Here is a 19,405-nt window from a genome sequence, read left to right as displayed (position 1 = left end):
AGAATTAAAACGTTTTAGTAAAACGTTTTAATTCGACACCAAAAATATAGCACAGCTTGAAAGCTATTTCAAGTGTGCTGTTGAAAAACGTTTTTTTATTTGAACGGGTAACGTTGTTTCTTCCCAATCTTTCTTTGGATGATGGATTCTTTCCAACAATCGTTCTGCCGTTGTTTGGCCTAGTTCATAAATTGGTTGCGCCACAGTAGTTAGTTGGGGGGTCATATATTCACACATATCTACATTATCATAACCGATCACACTATAATCATTTGGGATTGTTTTCCCAACTTCAGCTAATCCTAGATATATACCAAAAGCAAGCTCATCATTAATGGCAAAAATAGCTGTGGCTTCGGAAGCTACGATTCTTTTGACTGCTTGACGACCACCCTCTTTTGAAAGTTCACTATGAATCAAAATAGGGTTTGAATAGATTGCTTTAAATCCTTGCAACCGATTTTGAATATTTTCAGTCGCATCTTCGGGCAATACAACAGCGACTTTGCGATGGCCTAATTCATAAAGATGTTTCCCAGCAAGGTCACCGCCTGCAAAATCATCGGTCAGCACAGCGTCACTGAAGCCTTCTGCTTTTTTTTGATCCAGTACAATAAAGGGTAAATTCTTTTTTCTTAAAGTCTGGTTGATTGCTTGATTGGAAATCGCAGAACTGGCAATAATATAACCGTCCACTCCACGGCGACTTAATTCTGCCAAATAATTGGTTTCTTTCTCCATATCTAAATCAGCATTACATAACATCGTTACAAAATTTTCACGATATAAAACACCTTCGATTCCACGGACTAACGTACTAAAAAATGGATTCGTGATATCCGGTACTAATACACCGATCGTCTTACTTTTTTTCATGATCATTCGTCGAGCAAAATAGTCAGGTTCGTAATTTAACTCCTCTTTGGCTGCTAGTACTTTCTCCACCGTTTTTGGACTAAATTTTTGTGCATTTCCATTTAGAATCTGGGAAACAGTCGCAATCGAGACTCCTGATTGTTTGGCTACATCTTTGATTGTAATTTTTTTATTTTCCATTTATTTCGCTCCTGCTTTAAATTCTGTTTCATTCTCTCACGAAAGGGCTTGCCTGTAAACCAACCAAATCGCACGCTTGCTATCACTCTAAAATTTAACTATACTGCTTATGATATATTTATAGGAGTGAAACGATGAATAAAAAAACAAAAATTATCCTAGGAATTATTTTTATTATCCTTGTTGCTTTAGCTTTTGCAGGCAATTATTTCTATTCGTATGCTGTTGTTCCATCAAAAAAAGATTTTTTGTCCAACGGGGCTACTAAAAAATCTCCCGAATTGATTGCAGCTGAAAGTTGGTTTAATGATAAAAATAATCGTACTACTTGGCAATTGACTTCTGAAGATGATCTCAAACTATCTGCCTATTATTTACCGGCAAAAAAAGATCGACACAAAACTGTCATTGTTGCTCATGGTTATATGGGACAGGCGACTGATATGACACAATACGCTAAGATCTATCATGATCTTGGCTACAATGTCCTGATGCCTGACGCTAGAGGCCATGGAAAAAGCGAGGGAGACTATATCGGATTTGGTTGGCACGAACGAAAAGACTATGTTCAATGGATCAAACGGATCGTTAAACAAGATTCAAAATCAGAAATTGTCCTTCATGGGGTAAGCATGGGGGCAGCCACGGTCATGATGACGAGTGGTGAACAGTTACCCAATAATGTTAAAGCAATTATAGAAGACTGCGGTTATAGCTCGGTCAATGGAGAATTAACCTATCAATTAAAACAACTTTTCAATTTGCCGGCATTTCCATTGATCCCTGTCACTAGCCTAGTGACAAAAATTCGGGCTGGTTATTTCTTTGGTGAAGCAGATACCGTGAAACAATTAAAGAAAAATCAGCTTCCCATGCTCTTTATCCATGGTGACAAAGATGATTTTGTTCCTTATTCGATGCTTGATGATGTCTATGCTGCGACAAAAGGACCTAAAGAAAAATACACTGTCCATGGAGCTGGACATGCAGAATCACTAAGTAAAGATCCAACTACTTATCAGAAAAAAGTTACCGAATTTCTAGCAAAATATGTAAACTAGGAAATATAATAAAAAGAGGCTGTGCCAGTTGGCACAGCCTCTTTTTACTTAAAATTCACCGGGATTCGATTCGATCATTACTTTGATTTCATTGCCTTCCATCACTTTATCGAAGGCTTCTCGCCAATCATCTAATGGGTACTTTTTCGTAATCATTTCATCGATATTGATCGCACCTTTTGCTAGTAAATGAATAGCAATCGGCCAGTCATATGGATTTTGTGAACGACTACCAATATATTCGATTTCACGTTGGATAATCGATTCTGTATCTAATTCAACCAGTTTATTAGCAAACAATCCTACTTGAACAAACTGCCCTTGCTTGCGAATCAACGGCAAGCTAGCATTGACCGCTGGAACGGCACCTGAGGCATCATAAACTTTGTCTACTCCATAGCCGTCTGTTAGTTGATTAACAATCGCTGCTAAGTCCTCTTTCATGGTATCAACGATTACGTCAGCCCCTAACTTTTCAGCTAATGCTAATCGATGAGCATCTTTCGTGATACCAGTCATGATGACGAAAGCCCCAATTTCTTTTGCAATCTGTAGTAAAAACAAACCGATTGGTCCAGGTCCCATAATAATGATGGTATCTCGCAATTCTAAATGACTCTTTTGATACATTGCATGGACACAACAAGCTAATGGCTCACTCATCGCTGCGCCTTCATAACTCAGCTGATCTGGTAAGATATGAATGCTCTCTTCACGCGCTAACACATAATTGGCCATGGACCCATTTTGCTGCGTACCGATCCCTTTTCGATGTGGACACAAGTTATATTGTTTATTTTGACAATAGTCACACTCACCACATACATAAAAAGTTGTTTCGCTGGTTACTCGGTCGCCCACTTTGATTGAGCTTACTTTCTCCCCTACTGCCACTACTTGACCAGAAAATTCGTGTCCTAGCACTACTGGGGTTGTTGGGTTTTTATATTCTCCTTTGAATGTATGGATATCTGATCCACAAATACCCGTATACGCTACTTTGATCAATACTTTATCTTCGGTTGCTTCTGGAACAGGTAAATCAATAAATGCCATTTGATCATAACCGGGTGCTTGTTTTGAAACACCCTTCATCATTTTACTACTCATTTTTATAAGCCCCCTACATTACTTGTGCAACTAATTCTGACAATTTTAAGAAGATCCATTTCAAGAAGTTACCACCAGTATCCAAGTTAGTGATCTGAGCTGCACCTTCAGGGAATTTAACAATTCCTTGGGCCATTTCAGTTAATACTGGCGCAAAGTTTGTCGCCATCAATAAAGCAAAGGCCATTACAATCGTTAATGAAATAACTGAAGTTAAAATGTTTCCTCTGCGGCTTGGAACAACTAAAGCTGCGAAAAATGGAATCGTTGCTAAATCTCCGAATGGTAACACATGATTTCCTGGTAAAATTACGGCTAAGAATAATGTGATCGGAACCATTAATAGACCTGTTGATAACGCTGCTGGTGACCCCGTTGCTAGTGCTGCATCCATTCCTAGATAAATTTCACGGTCGCCATACCGGCTTTGCAATAATTTTTGTGCCCCTTCTTGAATCGGAATCAAACCTTCCATCAAGATTTTTACCATCCGTGGCATCAAGAACATTACCGCTCCCATGTTCATACCGATCTGTAAAATACCGATTAAATCATAACCACCTAATAAGCCTAAAAACATACCAATGATAATCCCCATAATCATCGGTTCACCAAAGATACCAAAACGTTTTTGAATCGTTTCTGGTTTTACATCTAATTTATTTAATCCTGGAATTCGGTCTAATACCCAACCAACTGGTAATGCTAAGATGGCATAACCTTGGGCTGAACCGGTTGTAATACTGATACCTTCAAGTCCATAATATTCTTGGACTTTTGGTGCTGTTTTATCAGCAATCACTAAAATAATGATTGAGAATAAAATCCCACACAAGATGCCAAAGAAGAAACTTCCTGTTACAATATAACCAGTTGCTGCTACAGAACTAACATGCCAGTAGTTCCAGATATCGATATTCAGTGTTTTGGTGCGATTTAATGCCAACATAATTAAATTCACTACTAAAATAACTGGAATCATTACAGCCGCGATTGGTTGCGCCCATGTCCCGGCTGAAACTGCTGGCCATCCTGCATCGATGATTGTTAAATTCAAACCAAATCGTTCAACCATTGCTTGTGCGGCTGGACCAACATTCGTCGTTAATACATTAATGACTAGATTGATTCCGATCATTCCGATCCCTACAGTGATACCTGAAATAATTGCTTTTTTGACCGAGACTCTGAAAATAATACCAACAATGAAAATGATGATCGGCAACATGACACTTGGACCGGCGCCTAATATACTCTGTACTACGTCCGTTAATCCATCCATAAATTGATTCCTCCTGTTTTGCATTGATATATTTAAATTTTCTCTTGAAAAAATAAATCTGTCTTCAACACATATATCTTCCACTACTGATCACTAAAGCTAAGTGGCTTTTTCATATAAATAATTAGTGAAAGATATACATGTTAATCAAAATTATTGAACACTTTTAGCTGCTTCAATGATTTCATTCTCAACTTTTTCAGTACCGATCCCGGTTAAAAACGCCATCGCTTTGATTGCTGGAATTTTATACTCTGTTGGCAACATTGTTGTTGAAATCAACATGTCTGCCCCGTCTTGTTTTGAAGCCGCTTCCGAAATTTTAATTTGATTAATTTCTACTGGGATCTCATTTCTTGCAAATAAATCTTCTACTTTTTTCATTACCACCGTTGATGTTGCGATTCCGGCTCCACATGCGACTAATACTCGTACTTTTTTCATTCTAATTTGCTCCCTTTTATAAGTTATTTTGTTTGATGATTTCGATTAATTCTGATGGTGTTGTTGCTAACAGCAACTCTGCTAACAAGGATTCATTTTGTAACAAGCCCATCAGCGACTGTAGCATCTCTAATTGTGCGTGCGGTTGATTTAATCCTAATACAAAAACAATTTGTGCTTTAACCTCTTGATCATTGTCTTCCATACTCTGAAAAATTACTGGATCTTGTAAGGTAACGATTGCGACAAACTCTTCGTGCACACATTCAGCATCAGTATGAGGAATAGCAGCTCCATAATGGACTAGCTGAATACCTGTTGGAAATGTTGTCTCTCTTTTTTTGATTCTTTCCAAAAAATCGTCTCTGACCCAATCAAGATCTGCTGCTTTTTGAGTAACTTGTTCGAATAATTCATCTTGCGAAAAATAATTTTCTTGGGTAAAAACTAATGGCTCTTTTACATAAGCACTCAGTGTGGTTGCTTCTATCATTATTTTTGCCTCCAATACTGTTCGTTGAACTCAATCAACGCAGTTCGAATTTCATTTTGTGTAGTTGCTTGTTCCATTTTGATCAATTGTTCATCTCCAGCTAGGCTCATCATTTCAAAAATCAAGTCCAAATGTTCTTCTTTATCATTTGATGCTAGTAAAATGACGGTATGAACTTTTCGTCCATCTTCTGTTAAAATCCCATTTTTAACGATACCTAAACTAATCCCTACACCGATGGCTCCAGCTTCTGCTACTGTATGTGGTAAAGCAATTTTATGCCGTAAAATTGAGTAAACTGGTGGTTGCGGCATCTCCTTTTTCAATGCTTCAACGTACATAGGGGTAATCACTTGTTTTTGTTCTAAAGGCTTAGCTAGGTTCTCTAAAACTTCCGTCCAACTGATTGTTTCTTCAAAGATTTGAATCGTTTCTTCCTTCAGTAAATCAATCAAATGGGGACGTTTTTTCTCTAATATTTTTGATTCTTTTGGTGTGAATAAAGTCAGTAGTTCATCATAAAGATTTGCTTCATCTACATTGTCTGCATGTTTTTTGACGACCGCTAAGATTTTTTCCGGCGTTACGACTTCCGTTTGGATAATCACTGAAGATCGAATAACTCGTTCTCTTAGTTGTCTTTTTTCTCGTTCATTCAAGAAATTGTTGACGACAAAGACTTTTCGCTCCGTTTTTAGTGGGACTGCTGAAAAAATATAATCTACTTTATAGTCTGTTCGATAAAATTCACGTGCTGACATAGTAGTGATAAAATCGATTTCCGGTAATAAATTACGTAAGGTGTTTTCTAATAACGCTGCGATGGAAACACCATTTGGACAAACAATGATCGCTTTTTTTCGGTTTTCTGGATGGATAATTTCAGAACTTTCTACGATATGGCTACCGATAAACAAAGAAATAAAAAATAATTCTGCATCAGGAACGGACTGCTCAAAATACGTTTCTAAAGGACCCGCAGCCTCTTTGACTAAGTAAAAAAGTGAAAATAAATTCGCATCTTTGTTTTCTTGATAAAACCTCGTTTGTAGATTCAGATGATACTTAATTCGGTAATATGCTGGCCGCATATGAACTAATAAACGGTCTAATAGTTTTTCTTTGTCTTCTAAGTTAACGCCTGCGATTCGTTCGAAATTTGCAATAACTTGTTCCAGTGCTTCTTTCATTTTGTTAATAGCTTTTACTGATAGAATATCTCCACGTGAAAGATTTGTTGTTAACAAGAGCATCGTTAAGTAAACGCGTTCATTTTCACTCAAACCCTCAACATCCCAAATTACTCGATCGGCAGCTAGATATTCTTTTGTATCTGCCAGTTCACGATAATTAACTTTAAAACTATAAGAGATCAATTTTCCTTTTTGTGCTCGCCGGATCATTAAAAGAATCAATAAAGGCAATGTTTTTAGACGTTCATCTGTAAATTGAACTTCTAACTCTTCTTCCACTAATTCCACCCGTTTACGAAATGTTTCAACTTGCTGATGATCAATGTTAGCAAATTGAATAATCACATTGATTCCGTTATACATAAGTGCCAAGTTATTCAATACATCTGAAAGTAAATTGCGCTTGTTCCATTCATCACCTTGGATAAAGTAACCTTTTTGACGTGTATATTTTAGTTTTAAATCGTATTTTGCTAAACCTTGATCGACTTCTTTTAAATCTCGAAGTATTGTATTACGACTAACTTTCAATTCATCGATAAAATGATTCAATGATAGATAATCTTCTTTGCTAAATAACATCAATTCAATCACTGCCGCTCGTTCTTTACTTGAAAAAACATAATTTTCAGTTTTTTCTCCAAGCGTTTCACCACCACCTTTAAAATTTGAAAGAATTTCATTCGTAATGAGAAAGTGTCCATTTTTTGTACGTTTGATTTCGCTCATCTTTTCTTCTAGCAATGAATCATTGATTTTTTTCAGAGCATAATTTAATTGACCTCTCGTTAAATCAAATTTTTCGCATAGTGTTTTGCTAGTGATTCGCGGATTATTAACCAACTCAACAAAAATTTGATTGGTTCTTTCTTCTAAATTCATTGTCATCCCTCTTTACATCTTTAATTTAAATGAAAAACGCTTACATTTCTATCCTATTTGTTCCCAATTAATTCAGTGTTTTTTATGCAATATGGTACTTAAGTATATGAATTAATAAAAAAAATATCTACTCTTACTGAAAAACATCTAAATAAAAGCTTTTTTTGCTTGTTTAATCTCTAATATTTACTACTTATTATGCAATATGATACTCTAATAAAATTCATAGTTTAACATAAGTCCCATTTTTCGTCTGTTCTTTAATCACCTGATACTCTTTAATTTTTAGAACAAAAATCTCGATAAGCGCGCTTATCGAGGTTTTTTTGAGGTTAATTAGATTCTTTTTTAATCAGACCTTTTGTTCATTTATGCTGGTTTATTGATCATAAATTCTACTTTCTAACTATTTTGTTACTTCAGTATATATCTGAAGCAACTCTGGCTTATCCATTTGAGAAAAAGTTGTCGTCACTACATCTGCCGCTGTTAAATCTTGTACTGGAAATGCCGGATTAGCAAACCCAACACAAACCATCTCCGCATTTTTTACCGCGCCAATACCATTTTTAGTATCTTCGATGCCTAAACAATTTTGTGGTTCTACACCGATTCTCTTAGCTGCTGCTAAATAAACATCGGGCGCTGGTTTCGAAAATTTCACTTCTTCTGTACTCACAACAGCCGTAAAATATTCTGACAGACCTAATTCGACTAAATTCGTTTTGATTTCTATTAATGATGAAGACGACGCAACCGCCAATGTTAATCCCGAATCAAATAACCGTTTTACAAAGTCCTGTACATTTGGAATTGCTCGAATACCATCCTTTTGAATCATCACTTGACGTAACGAGGTCATTTGTTGGATATATTCTCCGACAGATTGCGGAAGTGAAAACTCTTGTTTCATTTGTTCCCACATATACTCACTAGTTGTTCCCATAAATTGATAATGATAATTTTCTTCTACTTCATGACCTGCTTCGCTTAAAATCTGCGACTTGCTTTGAAAGTATGTATATTCTGAATCAACGAGTACCCCGTCCATATCAAATATTACTGCTTCTAACATCTAACCCCTCCTCAAACTGATTGACTACACTCTACCATACAAACAAAGATCCTATAGCACTTTCTAGCTAGATAAATAAAAAGAACAGCTACTCGCTGTCCTTCATAAAGTTTTTTCAATTGATTTTTCCGGAATAAACCACATTAATAATATTAAAACATTAACAATTAAAACAGCAATTGGTGCAATCAATTTACCTAAAATCAAGGCAACAATAGCTAGGCCAATCGATAGATACAGTTTAGGATAATGTCTAAATAATCGTCCGATTTCAGAATCTGTTCCATTGGCACGAACTAAAGATCTGACTAATAAATAATATGCAAAATCTGTACCTAATATAACCGACCCGTATAATGCTTGCGGTGGCCAAGCAAATGGGTAATCGCCAACCCAAGCTGTGGCATATGGAAATAACGTCATCATTAAGATTAAAAAATTATTTGCCCAAAGTACCCATCCGTCGACTTTTTTGACAAGTTGAAATAAATGGTGGTGATTATTCCAATAGATGGCCAAGCTAATAAAACTGATCAAATAAACAATAAATTTATGTTCCATCTGTAAAAATGCTGACCATGTCGGTGCACCTGGTTCATGTAATTCTAAAACCAACAATGTCATAATAATTGCAATGACAGCATCAGTAAAAGCTTCAATTCGTGACTTAGGCATTTTAGTTTCTCCATTCAACACTTACTATAAATAAGTTTATTTTATTTACTTATTTAACCAAAAAAGTTCTTATTTTACCAATTAAATACATCTTAAGTTGGACGTAAATTAAAAATTCATTTGTTACACTTAATATAGCTTAAAAATTCATAGAAAGAAGGGATTTTAAATGTTAAAAACTTATCCTTTAATTGTACGTATATTAGCAGTCATCGGCTTTTTCTTAGTTGCTGGATTCATTTTAAGTATCGTCGGAGCGATCCTTTCAGGACTACTAGGATTATTCTTTAGATTGGTCATTCCATTAGCAATTGTTTATTTCTTCGTTAATTGGTTAACTAAACGTCGCCGTAGAACGTATTAAAACAAAAAAGGTCGCAAGTCATTATGCTTGCGACCTTTTTATTATCCTAATGCAACATCTAAAATCATCATAATCATGAAACCTAACATTGTACCAAAAACACCAAAGTGATGTTTACTATCTGTTGTTGCTTGAGCTTCAGGAATGAGTTCCTCGACAACAACATAAATCATCGCACCTGCGGCAAAAGACAATGCATATGGAAGCAAGGGCTCTACCCTAGTTACTAATAATGCTCCAATAACGGCAGCGATAGGTTCCACGATTCCAGAAGCTTGACCATAAAAAAAGGATTTTGTTCGGCTCAATCCTTCTTGACGCAGTGGAATAGACACTGCCGCTCCCTCGGGGAAATTTTGGATACCAATCCCTAGAGAAACTGAAATAGCTGCTAAAACAGCGACTGCGGGGTTAGCAGCTTCATTGGCGGCTCCAAAGGCAACTCCCACAGCTAAGCCTTCAGGAATATTATGCAAAGTAATCGAAAAAACCAATAAAATCGTTCGTTTTAAATGACTAGGTAGGCCTTCTTTTTCTTTATTGGGCCCAAAATGCATGTGAGGTAAGGTTTTATCTGCTATATATAGAAATAAACCACCTAAGCCAAACCCAATACTTACAACTAGCCATGGAATTGAACCATTTTCTGCTGCTGCTGCAATTGCTGGATCTAATAAGGACCAAAAACTTGCGGCGATCATAACTCCTGAAGCAAATCCCAACATCAAATTCAACACATTCCGATAGATGTTTTTAAAGAAAAAAACAAGTGCAGCTCCTAATGCAGTCATTCCCCATGTAAAAAGTGTTCCTACTAATGCTTGTTGCCAAGCATCCAGACTTAATAACCAGTCGATCATATATCCCTCCTGAAAGCGTTTGTCTATTTTAACTCTAACACAAGTCAGACAGGCCCGTAAACTTATTTTGAAGACACTTTCTTTGCTCCATTTTTTTTACCGCGTTATACTTTTTACATACGAAACTTACAAAAAGAAAGCGAGGGAATATTATGTCAACAATCAATGCTGGAATATCGATGGTCAATATTTTAGAAGCTTGGGGAATTGATCATATCTATGGGATACCTGGAGGTTCATTCAATTCGACTATGGATGCTTTGTACCACGAACGTGAATCTATCAAGTATATTCAAGTTCGACATGAAGAAGCTGGAGCTTTAGCTGCCGCTGCAGATGCTAAACTCACAGGAAAAATTGGTGCTGTCTTCGGCTCAGCTGGACCAGGTGCCAGTCATTTGATCAATGGTCTTTATGATGCACAGATGGACCATGTTCCTGTTTTAGCTCTATTAGGCCAAGTTGCTTCAACATCAATGAATTATGATGCCTTCCAAGAATTGAATGAAAATCCTATGTTTGCAGATGTCAGTGTTTATAACCGGACTGTTATGACACCAGAAAGTCTTCCTCACGTAGTTGATGAAGCAATTAAAGCCGCTTATAAATATCATGGTGTGGCAATCGTTACCATTCCAGTCGATTTTGGTTTTGCAGAAATCAAAGATGCCGAACAGGCAACAGCTAATGCCTATAAAACAAATCGCTTATTACCTGAAGATGCTGATATAAAAGCCGCTTTACCTTTAATCGAAAATGCCAAGCAACCTGTTCTTTATATCGGACAAGGTGTTCGTGGCGGTTTTGATGATATTAAAGCCTTTGCGGAACATTTCTCTATGCCAGTAGCTGCTGCCGTATTAGCCAAAGGAATCATTCCAGATCTGTATGAAAATTTCTTAGGGTTTGCTGCACGAGTAGCAACTAAACCAGCTAATGAAGCTTTGGCGGATGCTGATTTGATTGTTTTCGTCGGTAGCGATTTCCCATTTGGTCGCTCGTTTTTGAATCCTAAAGCCAAATTTATCCAAGTAGATATCGATGCAGCTAAATTTGGACGTCGACACACAGTTGATTATTCCATCTTAGGTGACGGTATCACAACATTACGCCGTTGGGTCGAAGTTGGGAAAGAACGTCCTGTCGATGATTGGTTAAGAGCAAACCAAGAAAATATTCAGAATTGGCATGCTTGGCGGAAAAGCTTCTATAATGATACAGCGACTCCGTTGCGTTCAGAACCGGTTTTTAAAGAAATCAATCGTATTGCTAAAAATGATGCTATTTTTGTATCCGATGTCGGAAACGTTACCTTAAATGCAATTCGTCATTTAGAAATGAATGGGGAACAACAATTCACGACTTCTGGTTGGTTTGCTACTATGGGAAATGGTGTGCCTGGTGGAATTGCTGCACAATTAAGTTATCCTGAAAAACAAGTCTTTACGCTAAGTGGTGATGGTGGTTTTGCTATGCAGATGCAAGATATTATTACCCAAGTGAAATATCAACTACCCGTTATCAATATTATTTTCTCAAATGATGCGTTTGGTTTTATTGAAGCAGAACAAGAAGATACGGAACAGCAAAAATTTGGTGTCTTTTTAGAGGGTGCTGATTTTGGTAAAGTTGGTGAAGCCCTTGGTGCAGATGGATTTACGATTACAGAATATAGCCAACTCGAACCAGCCTTTACCGCTGCGAAAGCTAGCAATCGCCCGGTTGTAATCGATATAAAAATCAAAGATGAACGTCCATTACCAGTTGAAGCATTAGAATTAGAACCTGATAAATTCTCACCAGAAAAAATCCAGAACTTCAAAGAAAAATATCAAGTTCATGACATGCCTACTTTACGTGAACTACTAAATAAAAAATAAAAAAGGTGTTCCGATAAATTCGGAACACCTTTTTATATTCTACGAATCGTTTGCTTTCCTTCTAACTCTAACAATTGGGCTAGTTTTTTAGCAGTAATTTCTCGATTAACTAATGCTTGAAGTAACATAGGTAAATTTACTCCAGTTACTAACGCTTGGCGCGGATCATCCATCATGCAATAACTAGCATAACGAAATGGTGTTCCACCAAACATATCGACTAACCAAATAAGTTCATCATTTTCCTTCAGTACTTGTTCAGCTACTTGTTCAACCTTTGCTTGAATGCCTGTGGCCCCTGGTTCAATATTTAATGTTTCCACACAGCTTTGATCGCCTAAAATGGCTTCAGCCGTTTTTAATAGACTCTCTGCTAAATGGTCGTGGGTCGCGATAATAATCCCGATCATTCTGACACATCCCTTCGCACTTAAGTTTATCCTATTTTAAATCCCAAGTAAATTCTTAAGGATGCTTGAAACTTAAGATGTTCCCCGATATAATGCAAAGAGGCCTTGTGCCAATACTGATAAAGTGAGGAAAATCATTGATTACAGTAAGTGACGTTAGTTTACAGTTTCCTGACCGTAAATTATTTGATGACGTAAATATTAAATTCACTCCCGGCAATTGTTATGGGTTGATTGGTGCAAATGGCGCCGGAAAATCAACGTTTCTTAAGATCTTAGCGGGCGATATCCAGCCTTCTACTGGCTCAGTTACTTTAGGCCCGAACGAACGAATGGCTGTTTTAAAACAAAATCATTTTGACTTTGAAGAATATACTGTTCTTGAAACAGTCATTATGGGACATGAACGCTTATACGAAGTGATGCAAGAAAAAGATGCTATCTATATGAAAGAAGATTTTTCTGATGAAGATGGAATTCGAGCAGCTGAATTAGAAGGTGAATTTGCTGAACTTGATGGCTGGGAAGCCGAACCAGAAGCAGCTGTTTTGCTTCAAGGGTTAAATATTTCGGAAGAGTTGCATCAACAAAAAATGAGCGAATTGACTGCTGGGCAAAAAGTAAAAGTGTTGTTAGCACAATCACTTTTTGGTAAACCAGATGTTCTGCTACTAGACGAACCAACCAATGGATTAGATATCCAATCAATCAACTGGTTAGAAGAATTTTTGATCAATTTCAATAATACCGTGATTGTTGTATCCCATGACCGACATTTCTTGAATAAGGTTTGTACCCATATGGCTGATTTAGATTTTGGAAAAATCAAATTATATGTTGGTAACTATGATTTCTGGTTAGAATCTAGTCAATTAGCTACTAAATTACAATCACAACAAAATACTAAAAAAGAAGAGCAAATCAAAGAATTGCAAGAGTTTATCGCGCGTTTTAGTGCTAACGCATCGAAATCAAAACAAGCAACCTCGCGGAAAAAAATGTTGGATAAAATTACTCTAGACGACATTCAGCCCTCTTCACGTCGATATCCTTTCGTTCAATTCAAACCTGAACGTGAAATCGGAAATGACTTGCTACAAGTCGATAGTGTTAGTGTGACGATCGACGGTAAAAAAGTTTTAGATAATATTTCTTTCACTTTAAATCGCGATGATAAAGTTGCTTTTGTTGCTGAAAACGACTTAGTAACAACAACTCTATTTAAAGTAATCATGGGTGATTTAAAGCCTGATACAGGTACTGTCCGCTGGGGTGTTACAACTAGCCAAGCATACTTGCCGAAAGATACAACAAAAGAATTTGATAGTTCAATGCCAATTCTTGATTGGTTACGTCAATATGCAAGTAAAGAAGAAGATGACAATACCTTCTTACGTAGTTTCTTAGGACGTATGTTGTTCTCAGGCGATGAAGTAATGAAATCTGTCAATGTTTTATCTGGTGGAGAAAAAGTTCGCTGCATGTTATCTAAATTGATGCTTTCTAAATCTAATGTTTTAGTCTTAGATGATCCAACCAATCATCTAGATTTAGAATCGATTTCGGCATTGAATGAAGGTCTGATTGCTTATAAAGGTTCAATCCTTTTCGCCTCTCATGACCACCAATTCATCCAAACGATTGCTAATCGTATCATCGCAGTTTCAAGTAATGGTGTAGTTGACCGTGCAGAAACAACTTACGATGAATTTTTAGAAAATCCAGAAGTACAAAAACAAATGAGTACTCTATATTAATAAAAAACTGTGCGAGTCTTTCGCGCAGTTTTTTATTTTTGCATATCTGTACTACTGCTGTACTATTCTCATCCTGAGTTGAGTTTATTAGCATAAATTTTATTTATATGATAATTTGAAAGGAACAAAGGAGCTCAAAATGAAGTTTAAAGACTTAGAATATTTTCAACGCTTAGTACGTGAAAAGAGTTTTACTAAAGTAGCAAACGCTTTTCGTGTTAGCCAACCCACCATTACTTATGCCGTCAAACGACTAGAAGAGGAACTTGGAACAGAACTTGTTTATCGCGACCAGTCGCATAAACAATTAGTCATTACGCAATCAGGACTAGTATTATCTCGCCATATTTCTAATATCCTAAAAGAACTGGCAGTCGCGGTAACTGAGATTGATCGTTTAAAGGATGAAACATTAGATTTTGGATTACCTCCGATTATTGGAAATTTTTATTTTCCTAAATTGTCTTCCTATCTTTTTCAAAATAACCTCATGCGTCATATTCACCTAGTAGATGGAGGTTCACATGATCTTTACCGCCTTTTGCGACATAGTAAAATCGATTTAGCATTATTGGGGACAATTGAACCCATTCATGATGACGAATTAACGAGCGAATTACTTGTAGAAAAAAACTTTGTGATCGTAGTGAGTCCCGAACACCACTTGGCAAAGCGTAAAGAACTCGCCTTCTCTGAGCTTAAAGAGGAACTTTTTGTCTTGTTAAATGAGCATTATGTTCATCCAGCAGCCTTTAAAATGATGACCCAGCAAGCCCACTTTGAACCACAGATCATTTATCAAAATAATAATTTGAATATTTTAAAAGGTATGATCCGAGAAAAAATAGGCATCGGATTCTTAGCAGAACTAGCAGTATCTTCAGAAGATAATCTAGTCACTATTCCTATCATCGATCAACCTCAACCAACCTTTATGATTTCATTAGTCCAGAGAGAACAAGTTTTAGATACAGTTGTTCGTGGCCAACTCATTGAGCTGATTCGCGAATTTAGCCAACAAAAAAATTAAAAAACGAGGAAATCTGAATAGATTTCCTCGTTTTTTAATTAAGTTCTTTTATTTCCTCGGGTAAATACAGCGATACATCCTAAACCAGTATGGCTAGAAATCGTCGTTCCTAATGGAAAGATTTTGATTTCCTTCGGATGGATGCTTTCTTCCAAATGACGTTTTACTTCTTCAGCACCCGTCTGGTCTGCACTCGTTGTAATAAAAATCGTTTGATTTTCAGGATCTGTTGTAGCTGCACTGATCTTATCAGCTACTAGCTGCAATGCCTTTTTACGTCCACGAATCTTTTCAACATTTTGTAATTTACCTGCTACATCTACGGTAATGATTGGTTTGATATTCATTAATCCACCAATCGCTGCGCTCGTTCTAGAGATACGTCCACCTCGTTGTAGATGATGTAAATCATCTACAGTCACCCAATGATGATAGGTTAACTTATTTTCTTCTAACCAGTTATATAAATCCTTCAGAGACATTCCTGCTTGCTGTTTCTGAGCAGCCTCATAAACCATTAATCCTTCGCCACCACTAGCTGCTAAAGAATCAACAATATATACTTCGGCATCTGGTAAATCTTCTTTTAAAATCTCAACAGCTTGTAGTGCACTTTGATACGAGCCACTCATACCTGATGAAAAACAAATATACAAAATGGGAACATTCTTTTCCGCATAACTACGGAAAAATTCCACATAACGTCCTACATTGACTTGTGAAGTCGTCGGCATTGCGCCCTCTTTAATTTTTTGATAAAAATCATCAATTTTAAAATTTCGACCTAAATCATCTGCGATCTCATTACCTTCGATGGTAACATACATCGAAATAAAATCGACATTATTTTCTTCTAGTAATGTATAAGGTACATCACAACAAGAATCTGTCAGAATTTGATACATATTGATATCCTCCAAACACCCACGTCATAGTATATCTATTTTACTAAATTATTAGGTGCTTGTCTCACGATATGTTAAATTTGTGCCCAAACACTTTCCATAATATTCGTTTGATTACGATCTGGTCCTACAGAGAAAGTAGAAATTCGTACACCGACTAGTTCAGAAATACGACGAACATAATTACGAGCATTTTCAGGCAGATCAGCCAAATCACGACAACCAGTGATATCTTCACTCCAACCAGGAAGTTCTTCATATACAGGTTTGCAGCGATTTAATTCTTTTAAGCTTGCTGGATAATGATAAATCAATTCTCCATCTAGCTCGTAAGCTGTACAAATTTTAACCGTTTCTAAACCACTTAATACGTCAATCGAATTCAAAGATAGGTTTGTGATTCCAGAGACACGTTTTGAATGACGCATTACAACTGTATCAAACCAGCCAACGCGTCGCGGACGTCCTGTTGTTGTCCCATATTCACGACCGACTTCACGAATTTGATCGCCGACTGCATCAGATAATTCTGTTGGAAACGGGCCATCACCAACACGAGAGGTATAAGCTTTACAAACACCTACAACTTTGTCAATTTTTGATGGACCTACCCCACTCCCGATAGTTACACCTCCAGCAACTGGATTTGATGATGTAACAAATGGATAGGTTCCTTGGTCGATATCTAACATTACACCTTGTGCGCCTTCAAAAAGTACTCGTTTCCCTTCATCCAGTGCATCATTTAAGATAACAGAAGTATCCGTTACATACTTCTTGATTTGTTGACCATATTCATAATATTCTTCAAAAATATCAGCAAAATCAATCGCTTCATCATCAAACATTTTGACAAATTGGCGATTTTTTTCTTCTAGATTAATTTTCAAGCGTTCTTCAAAAATTTCTTTATCTAATAAATCAGCAATTCGAATCCCAACACGAGCCGCTTTATCCATGTATGCCGGTCCAATACCTTTGATCGTTGTACCGATTTTATTTTCACCTTTTGCATCTTCCTGTAATTGATCCAATTTGATATGATACGGCAAAATGACATGTGCACGATCAGAAATACGTAAATTATCTGTTGCGACTCCTCGCTCATGTAAATAAGCTAACTCGGTTACTAATGATTTAGGATTGACTACGACTCCATTACCGATGACGCTTGTTTTTTCTTTATAAAAGATCCCTGAAGGAATCAAATGTAATTTATATGTTTCATTGTCAAACTTGATTGTATGACCTGCGTTATCTCCACCTTGGTAACGAGCAATAACTTCTGCATTCTCACTTAAAAAATCTGTGATTTTCCCTTTACCTTCATCGCCCCACTGCGTTCCTACAACTACTACAGATGACATCTGAACACCTCATTTAATTTTTTTAATCCTGAACTATTGTATCAAGAATACTGACATCTTTCAACTTAAATTCGAATATTAAATTTTAAAAAAGAGTTTTGATAGGCAAATCACGAACATTATTTTTATAAATCTATATTTGCATAGAAAAAAAGCGCTAGGATTAACCTTGCGCTAAAATTCTTCTCTAGGAGATAAGGAAGAAAACTTATTGTATTCTTTGATGAAAAGTAGCTCTACTGTTCCACGAGCTCCACTCCGATTCTTTTCAATGATAACTTCGATCACGTTCCGATTAGCAGAAGAATCTTCCTCTTCTTCTCCTTCACGTTCATAATAATCATCACGATACAAGAAAGCGACGATATCTGCATCCTGTTCAATAGAACCCGATTCTCGAATATCACTTAAAACTGGTCGTTTGTCTTGTCGTTGCTCAACACCACGAGAAAGTTGTGACAAAGCAATGATTGGGACCTTTAATTCTTTTGCCAATTTTTTTAATTGACGAGATATCTCAGAAACTTCTTGTTGACGGTTTTCTCGTCCAGTACCTTCGATCAATTGTAAGTAATCAATCAGGATCAAACCTAGATTGCCTTTTTCTTTTGCAAGTTTATGGCATTTTGCTCGAATCTCAGAAATTTTTATTCCTGGTGTATCATCGATATAGATATTTGAACGAGATAAGCTACCCATCGCTACAATCAAGTTTTGCCATTCTTCTTCAGACAACTGACCTGTTCGTAAATGACTAGCTTCTATAGAACCTTCTGCACAAAGCATTCGATTTACTAACGACTCTGCACCCATTTCTAAACTAAAGATCGCAACGGATTTATCTGTTTTAGTTCCGACATTTTGGGCGATATTTAAAGCAAAAGCTGTCTTACCGACCGCGGGACGAGCTGCTAAAATAATCAATTCCTCCGATTGCAGCCCCGCAGTCATTTTATCTAATGCGGCATACCCGGTAGGTAAACCTGTAATTTCTTCATCGTTTCGCGCAAGTTGATCAATATTTTCAATCGCTGTATTCAACACTTCGCTGATCGTCAAAAAACCACTCTTATTACGCCGTTCAGAGACTTCCATAATATTACGCTCAGCAGTGTCTAAAATCGTCTGAACGTCGTCTCCTTGCTCAAAACCTTGCGTTACAATGTTGGTTGCTGTTTGAATAAGATTTCGCAATAATGATTTTTCTTCAACAATTTTAGCGTAGTATCCTACATTCGCTGCTGTAGGAACACTTAGAGCTAATTCTGATAAATAACTTAATCCACCAGCGTCTTCTAATTGGTTCTGTTGTTCTAATAACTCCTTGATCGTTACCACATCGATAGCTTCATTTCGATCATTTAGCTGAATCATGCCTCGAAAAATTAATTGATGTCCACGACGATAAAAGTCCTCTGGAACTATGTATTCCATGGCCGTGATCAAAGCATCTGTATCTAAAAAAATGGAACCCAATGTAGCTTGTTCCGCTTCGACGCTTTGAGGTGGCACACGATCTTGTAACATTTCGCTCATGTCTATTTACGCTCCTCTTCGTCCA

The 19,405-nt window shown here is 36.8% G+C and carries 18 protein-coding genes; 5 read left to right on the top strand and 13 right to left on the bottom strand.

Translation table 11 applies throughout. From position 1 onward, the window contains the following. Positions 1-63: 63 nt before the first annotated feature. Positions 64-1,056: a ribose utilization transcriptional repressor RbsR gene (rbsR, locus tag RV04_RS10605; RefSeq protein ID WP_071858441.1), complete on the bottom strand. Its 993-nt coding sequence runs from the start codon at positions 1,054-1,056 to the stop codon at positions 64-66. 134 nt (positions 1,057-1,190) lie between these two features. Here rbsR and RV04_RS10600 point away from each other — a divergent pair, with 134 nt between their 5' ends. Next, entirely contained in the window at positions 1,191-2,117 is a 927-nt protein-coding gene (locus RV04_RS10600; RefSeq protein WP_071858440.1) for an alpha/beta hydrolase, read from the top strand. Positions 2,118-2,165: 48 nt separating this feature from the next. On the opposite strand, the gene RV04_RS10595 is transcribed toward RV04_RS10600, so the two are convergent. The 7 genes from RV04_RS10595 to RV04_RS10565 all read right to left on the bottom strand — a co-directional run bounded on the left by RV04_RS10595 (position 2,166) and on the right by RV04_RS10565 (position 9,271). Continuing rightward, positions 2,166-3,215, bottom strand: a complete 1,050-nt coding sequence (locus tag RV04_RS10595; protein WP_211271196.1) for a zinc-binding dehydrogenase — start codon at positions 3,213-3,215, stop codon at positions 2,166-2,168. Positions 3,216-3,240: 25 nt separating this feature from the next. Further along, positions 3,241-4,509, bottom strand: coding sequence for a PTS galactitol transporter subunit IIC (locus tag RV04_RS10590; protein WP_071858438.1), 1,269 nt, complete (start codon positions 4,507-4,509; stop codon positions 3,241-3,243). Between the two features lie 153 nt (positions 4,510-4,662). Beyond that, on the bottom strand, positions 4,663-4,953 hold the full coding sequence (locus tag RV04_RS10585; protein ID WP_071858437.1) for a PTS sugar transporter subunit IIB: 291 nt from the start codon (positions 4,951-4,953) through the stop codon (positions 4,663-4,665). Between the two features lie 16 nt (positions 4,954-4,969). Further along, complete coding sequence (locus tag RV04_RS10580) at positions 4,970-5,446, bottom strand: PTS sugar transporter subunit IIA (protein WP_071858436.1); 477 nt, start codon at positions 5,444-5,446, stop codon at positions 4,970-4,972. After that, entirely contained in the window at positions 5,446-7,521 is a 2,076-nt protein-coding gene (locus RV04_RS10575) for a BglG family transcription antiterminator (protein ID WP_084405613.1), read from the bottom strand. Before RV04_RS10575 ends, RV04_RS10580 begins: the two co-directional genes overlap by 1 nt. Positions 7,522-7,927: 406 nt before the next feature. Next, positions 7,928-8,596 carry an HAD family hydrolase gene (locus RV04_RS10570; protein ID WP_071858434.1) on the bottom strand — a complete coding sequence of 223 codons (669 nt, stop codon included), beginning with the start codon at positions 8,594-8,596 and terminating at the stop codon, positions 7,928-7,930. A 102-nt stretch (positions 8,597-8,698) separates the two neighbouring features. Then, complete coding sequence (locus RV04_RS10565; protein ID WP_071858433.1) at positions 8,699-9,271, bottom strand: TMEM175 family protein; 573 nt, start codon at positions 9,269-9,271, stop codon at positions 8,699-8,701. A 169-nt stretch (positions 9,272-9,440) separates the two neighbouring features. Between RV04_RS10565 and RV04_RS10560 the strand changes: the two genes are divergently transcribed. Next, positions 9,441-9,635 (top strand): hypothetical protein, encoded by a 195-nt coding sequence (locus tag RV04_RS10560; RefSeq protein WP_071858432.1) that lies wholly within the window; start codon positions 9,441-9,443, stop codon positions 9,633-9,635. Positions 9,636-9,676: 41 nt separating this feature from the next. On the opposite strand, the gene RV04_RS10555 is transcribed toward RV04_RS10560, so the two are convergent. Beyond that, a complete protein-coding gene (locus RV04_RS10555; protein ID WP_071858431.1) occupies positions 9,677-10,495 on the bottom strand; it encodes a ZIP family metal transporter in 819 nt (272 codons plus the stop codon). 152 nt (positions 10,496-10,647) lie between these two features. Between RV04_RS10555 and spxB the strand changes: the two genes are divergently transcribed. Beyond that, positions 10,648-12,375, top strand: coding sequence for a pyruvate oxidase (gene spxB, locus RV04_RS10550; RefSeq protein WP_071858430.1), 1,728 nt, complete (start codon positions 10,648-10,650; stop codon positions 12,373-12,375). Between the two features lie 32 nt (positions 12,376-12,407). Here the strand turns inward: spxB and RV04_RS10545 are convergent, their stop codons facing one another. Further along, positions 12,408-12,785: a PTS sugar transporter subunit IIA gene (locus tag RV04_RS10545; RefSeq protein WP_071858429.1), complete on the bottom strand. Its 378-nt coding sequence runs from the start codon at positions 12,783-12,785 to the stop codon at positions 12,408-12,410. A gap of 137 nt (positions 12,786-12,922) precedes the next feature. Here RV04_RS10545 and RV04_RS10540 point away from each other — a divergent pair, with 137 nt between their 5' ends. Then, on the top strand, positions 12,923-14,542 hold the full coding sequence (locus tag RV04_RS10540) for an ABC-F family ATP-binding cassette domain-containing protein (RefSeq protein WP_071858428.1): 1,620 nt from the start codon (positions 12,923-12,925) through the stop codon (positions 14,540-14,542). A gap of 139 nt (positions 14,543-14,681) precedes the next feature. Further along, positions 14,682-15,572 carry a LysR family transcriptional regulator gene (locus RV04_RS10535; RefSeq protein WP_071858427.1) on the top strand — a complete coding sequence of 297 codons (891 nt, stop codon included), beginning with the start codon at positions 14,682-14,684 and terminating at the stop codon, positions 15,570-15,572. A gap of 38 nt (positions 15,573-15,610) precedes the next feature. On the opposite strand, the gene RV04_RS10530 is transcribed toward RV04_RS10535, so the two are convergent. The 3 genes from RV04_RS10530 to dnaB all read right to left on the bottom strand — a co-directional run bounded on the left by RV04_RS10530 (position 15,611) and on the right by dnaB (position 19,380). Beyond that, positions 15,611-16,477 carry a DegV family protein gene (locus RV04_RS10530; RefSeq protein ID WP_071858426.1) on the bottom strand — a complete coding sequence of 289 codons (867 nt, stop codon included), beginning with the start codon at positions 16,475-16,477 and terminating at the stop codon, positions 15,611-15,613. Between the two features lie 74 nt (positions 16,478-16,551). Beyond that, the gene (locus RV04_RS10525; protein ID WP_071858425.1) at positions 16,552-17,844 is read right to left on the bottom strand and encodes an adenylosuccinate synthase; all 1,293 of its coding nucleotides are present in this window, start codon (positions 17,842-17,844) and stop codon (positions 16,552-16,554) included. Between the two features lie 174 nt (positions 17,845-18,018). Further along, positions 18,019-19,380, bottom strand: coding sequence for a replicative DNA helicase (dnaB, locus tag RV04_RS10520; protein WP_071858424.1), 1,362 nt, complete (start codon positions 19,378-19,380; stop codon positions 18,019-18,021). Positions 19,381-19,405: the final 25 nt, after the last annotated feature.

The sequence above is a fragment of the Enterococcus hermanniensis genome (assembly GCF_001885945.1).
GTDB lineage: Bacteria > Bacillota > Bacilli > Lactobacillales > Enterococcaceae > Enterococcus_A > Enterococcus_A hermanniensis.
This window is presented reverse-complemented; position numbering and strand designations above follow the sequence as displayed.

Excerpts from the sequence above, each read along its gene's own strand:
- rbsR (WP_071858441.1), bottom strand. The coding sequence starts at position 1,056 with ATGGAAAATAAAAAAATTACAATCAAAGATGTAGCCAAACAATCAGGA.
- RV04_RS10600 (WP_071858440.1), top strand. The coding sequence starts at position 1,191 with ATGAATAAAAAAACAAAAATTATCCTAGGAATTATTTTTATTATCCTT.
- RV04_RS10595 (WP_211271196.1), bottom strand. The coding sequence starts at position 3,215 with ATGATGAAGGGTGTTTCAAAACAAGCACCCGGTTATGATCAAATGGCA.
- RV04_RS10590 (WP_071858438.1), bottom strand. The coding sequence starts at position 4,509 with ATGGATGGATTAACGGACGTAGTACAGAGTATATTAGGCGCCGGTCCA.
- RV04_RS10585 (WP_071858437.1), bottom strand. The coding sequence starts at position 4,953 with ATGAAAAAAGTACGAGTATTAGTCGCATGTGGAGCCGGAATCGCAACA.
- RV04_RS10580 (WP_071858436.1), bottom strand. The coding sequence starts at position 5,446 with ATGATAGAAGCAACCACACTGAGTGCTTATGTAAAAGAGCCATTAGTT.
- RV04_RS10575 (WP_084405613.1), bottom strand. The coding sequence starts at position 7,521 with ATGAATTTAGAAGAAAGAACCAATCAAATTTTTGTTGAGTTGGTTAAT.
- RV04_RS10570 (WP_071858434.1), bottom strand. The coding sequence starts at position 8,596 with ATGTTAGAAGCAGTAATATTTGATATGGACGGGGTACTCGTTGATTCA.
- RV04_RS10565 (WP_071858433.1), bottom strand. The coding sequence starts at position 9,271 with ATGCCTAAGTCACGAATTGAAGCTTTTACTGATGCTGTCATTGCAATT.
- RV04_RS10560 (WP_071858432.1), top strand. The coding sequence starts at position 9,441 with ATGTTAAAAACTTATCCTTTAATTGTACGTATATTAGCAGTCATCGGC.
- RV04_RS10555 (WP_071858431.1), bottom strand. The coding sequence starts at position 10,495 with ATGATCGACTGGTTATTAAGTCTGGATGCTTGGCAACAAGCATTAGTA.
- spxB (WP_071858430.1), top strand. The coding sequence starts at position 10,648 with ATGTCAACAATCAATGCTGGAATATCGATGGTCAATATTTTAGAAGCT.
- RV04_RS10545 (WP_071858429.1), bottom strand. The coding sequence starts at position 12,785 with ATGATCGGGATTATTATCGCGACCCACGACCATTTAGCAGAGAGTCTA.
- RV04_RS10535 (WP_071858427.1), top strand. The coding sequence starts at position 14,682 with ATGAAGTTTAAAGACTTAGAATATTTTCAACGCTTAGTACGTGAAAAG.
- RV04_RS10530 (WP_071858426.1), bottom strand. The coding sequence starts at position 16,477 with ATGTATCAAATTCTGACAGATTCTTGTTGTGATGTACCTTATACATTA.
- RV04_RS10525 (WP_071858425.1), bottom strand. The coding sequence starts at position 17,844 with ATGTCATCTGTAGTAGTTGTAGGAACGCAGTGGGGCGATGAAGGTAAA.
- dnaB (WP_071858424.1), bottom strand. The coding sequence starts at position 19,380 with ATGAGCGAAATGTTACAAGATCGTGTGCCACCTCAAAGCGTCGAAGCG.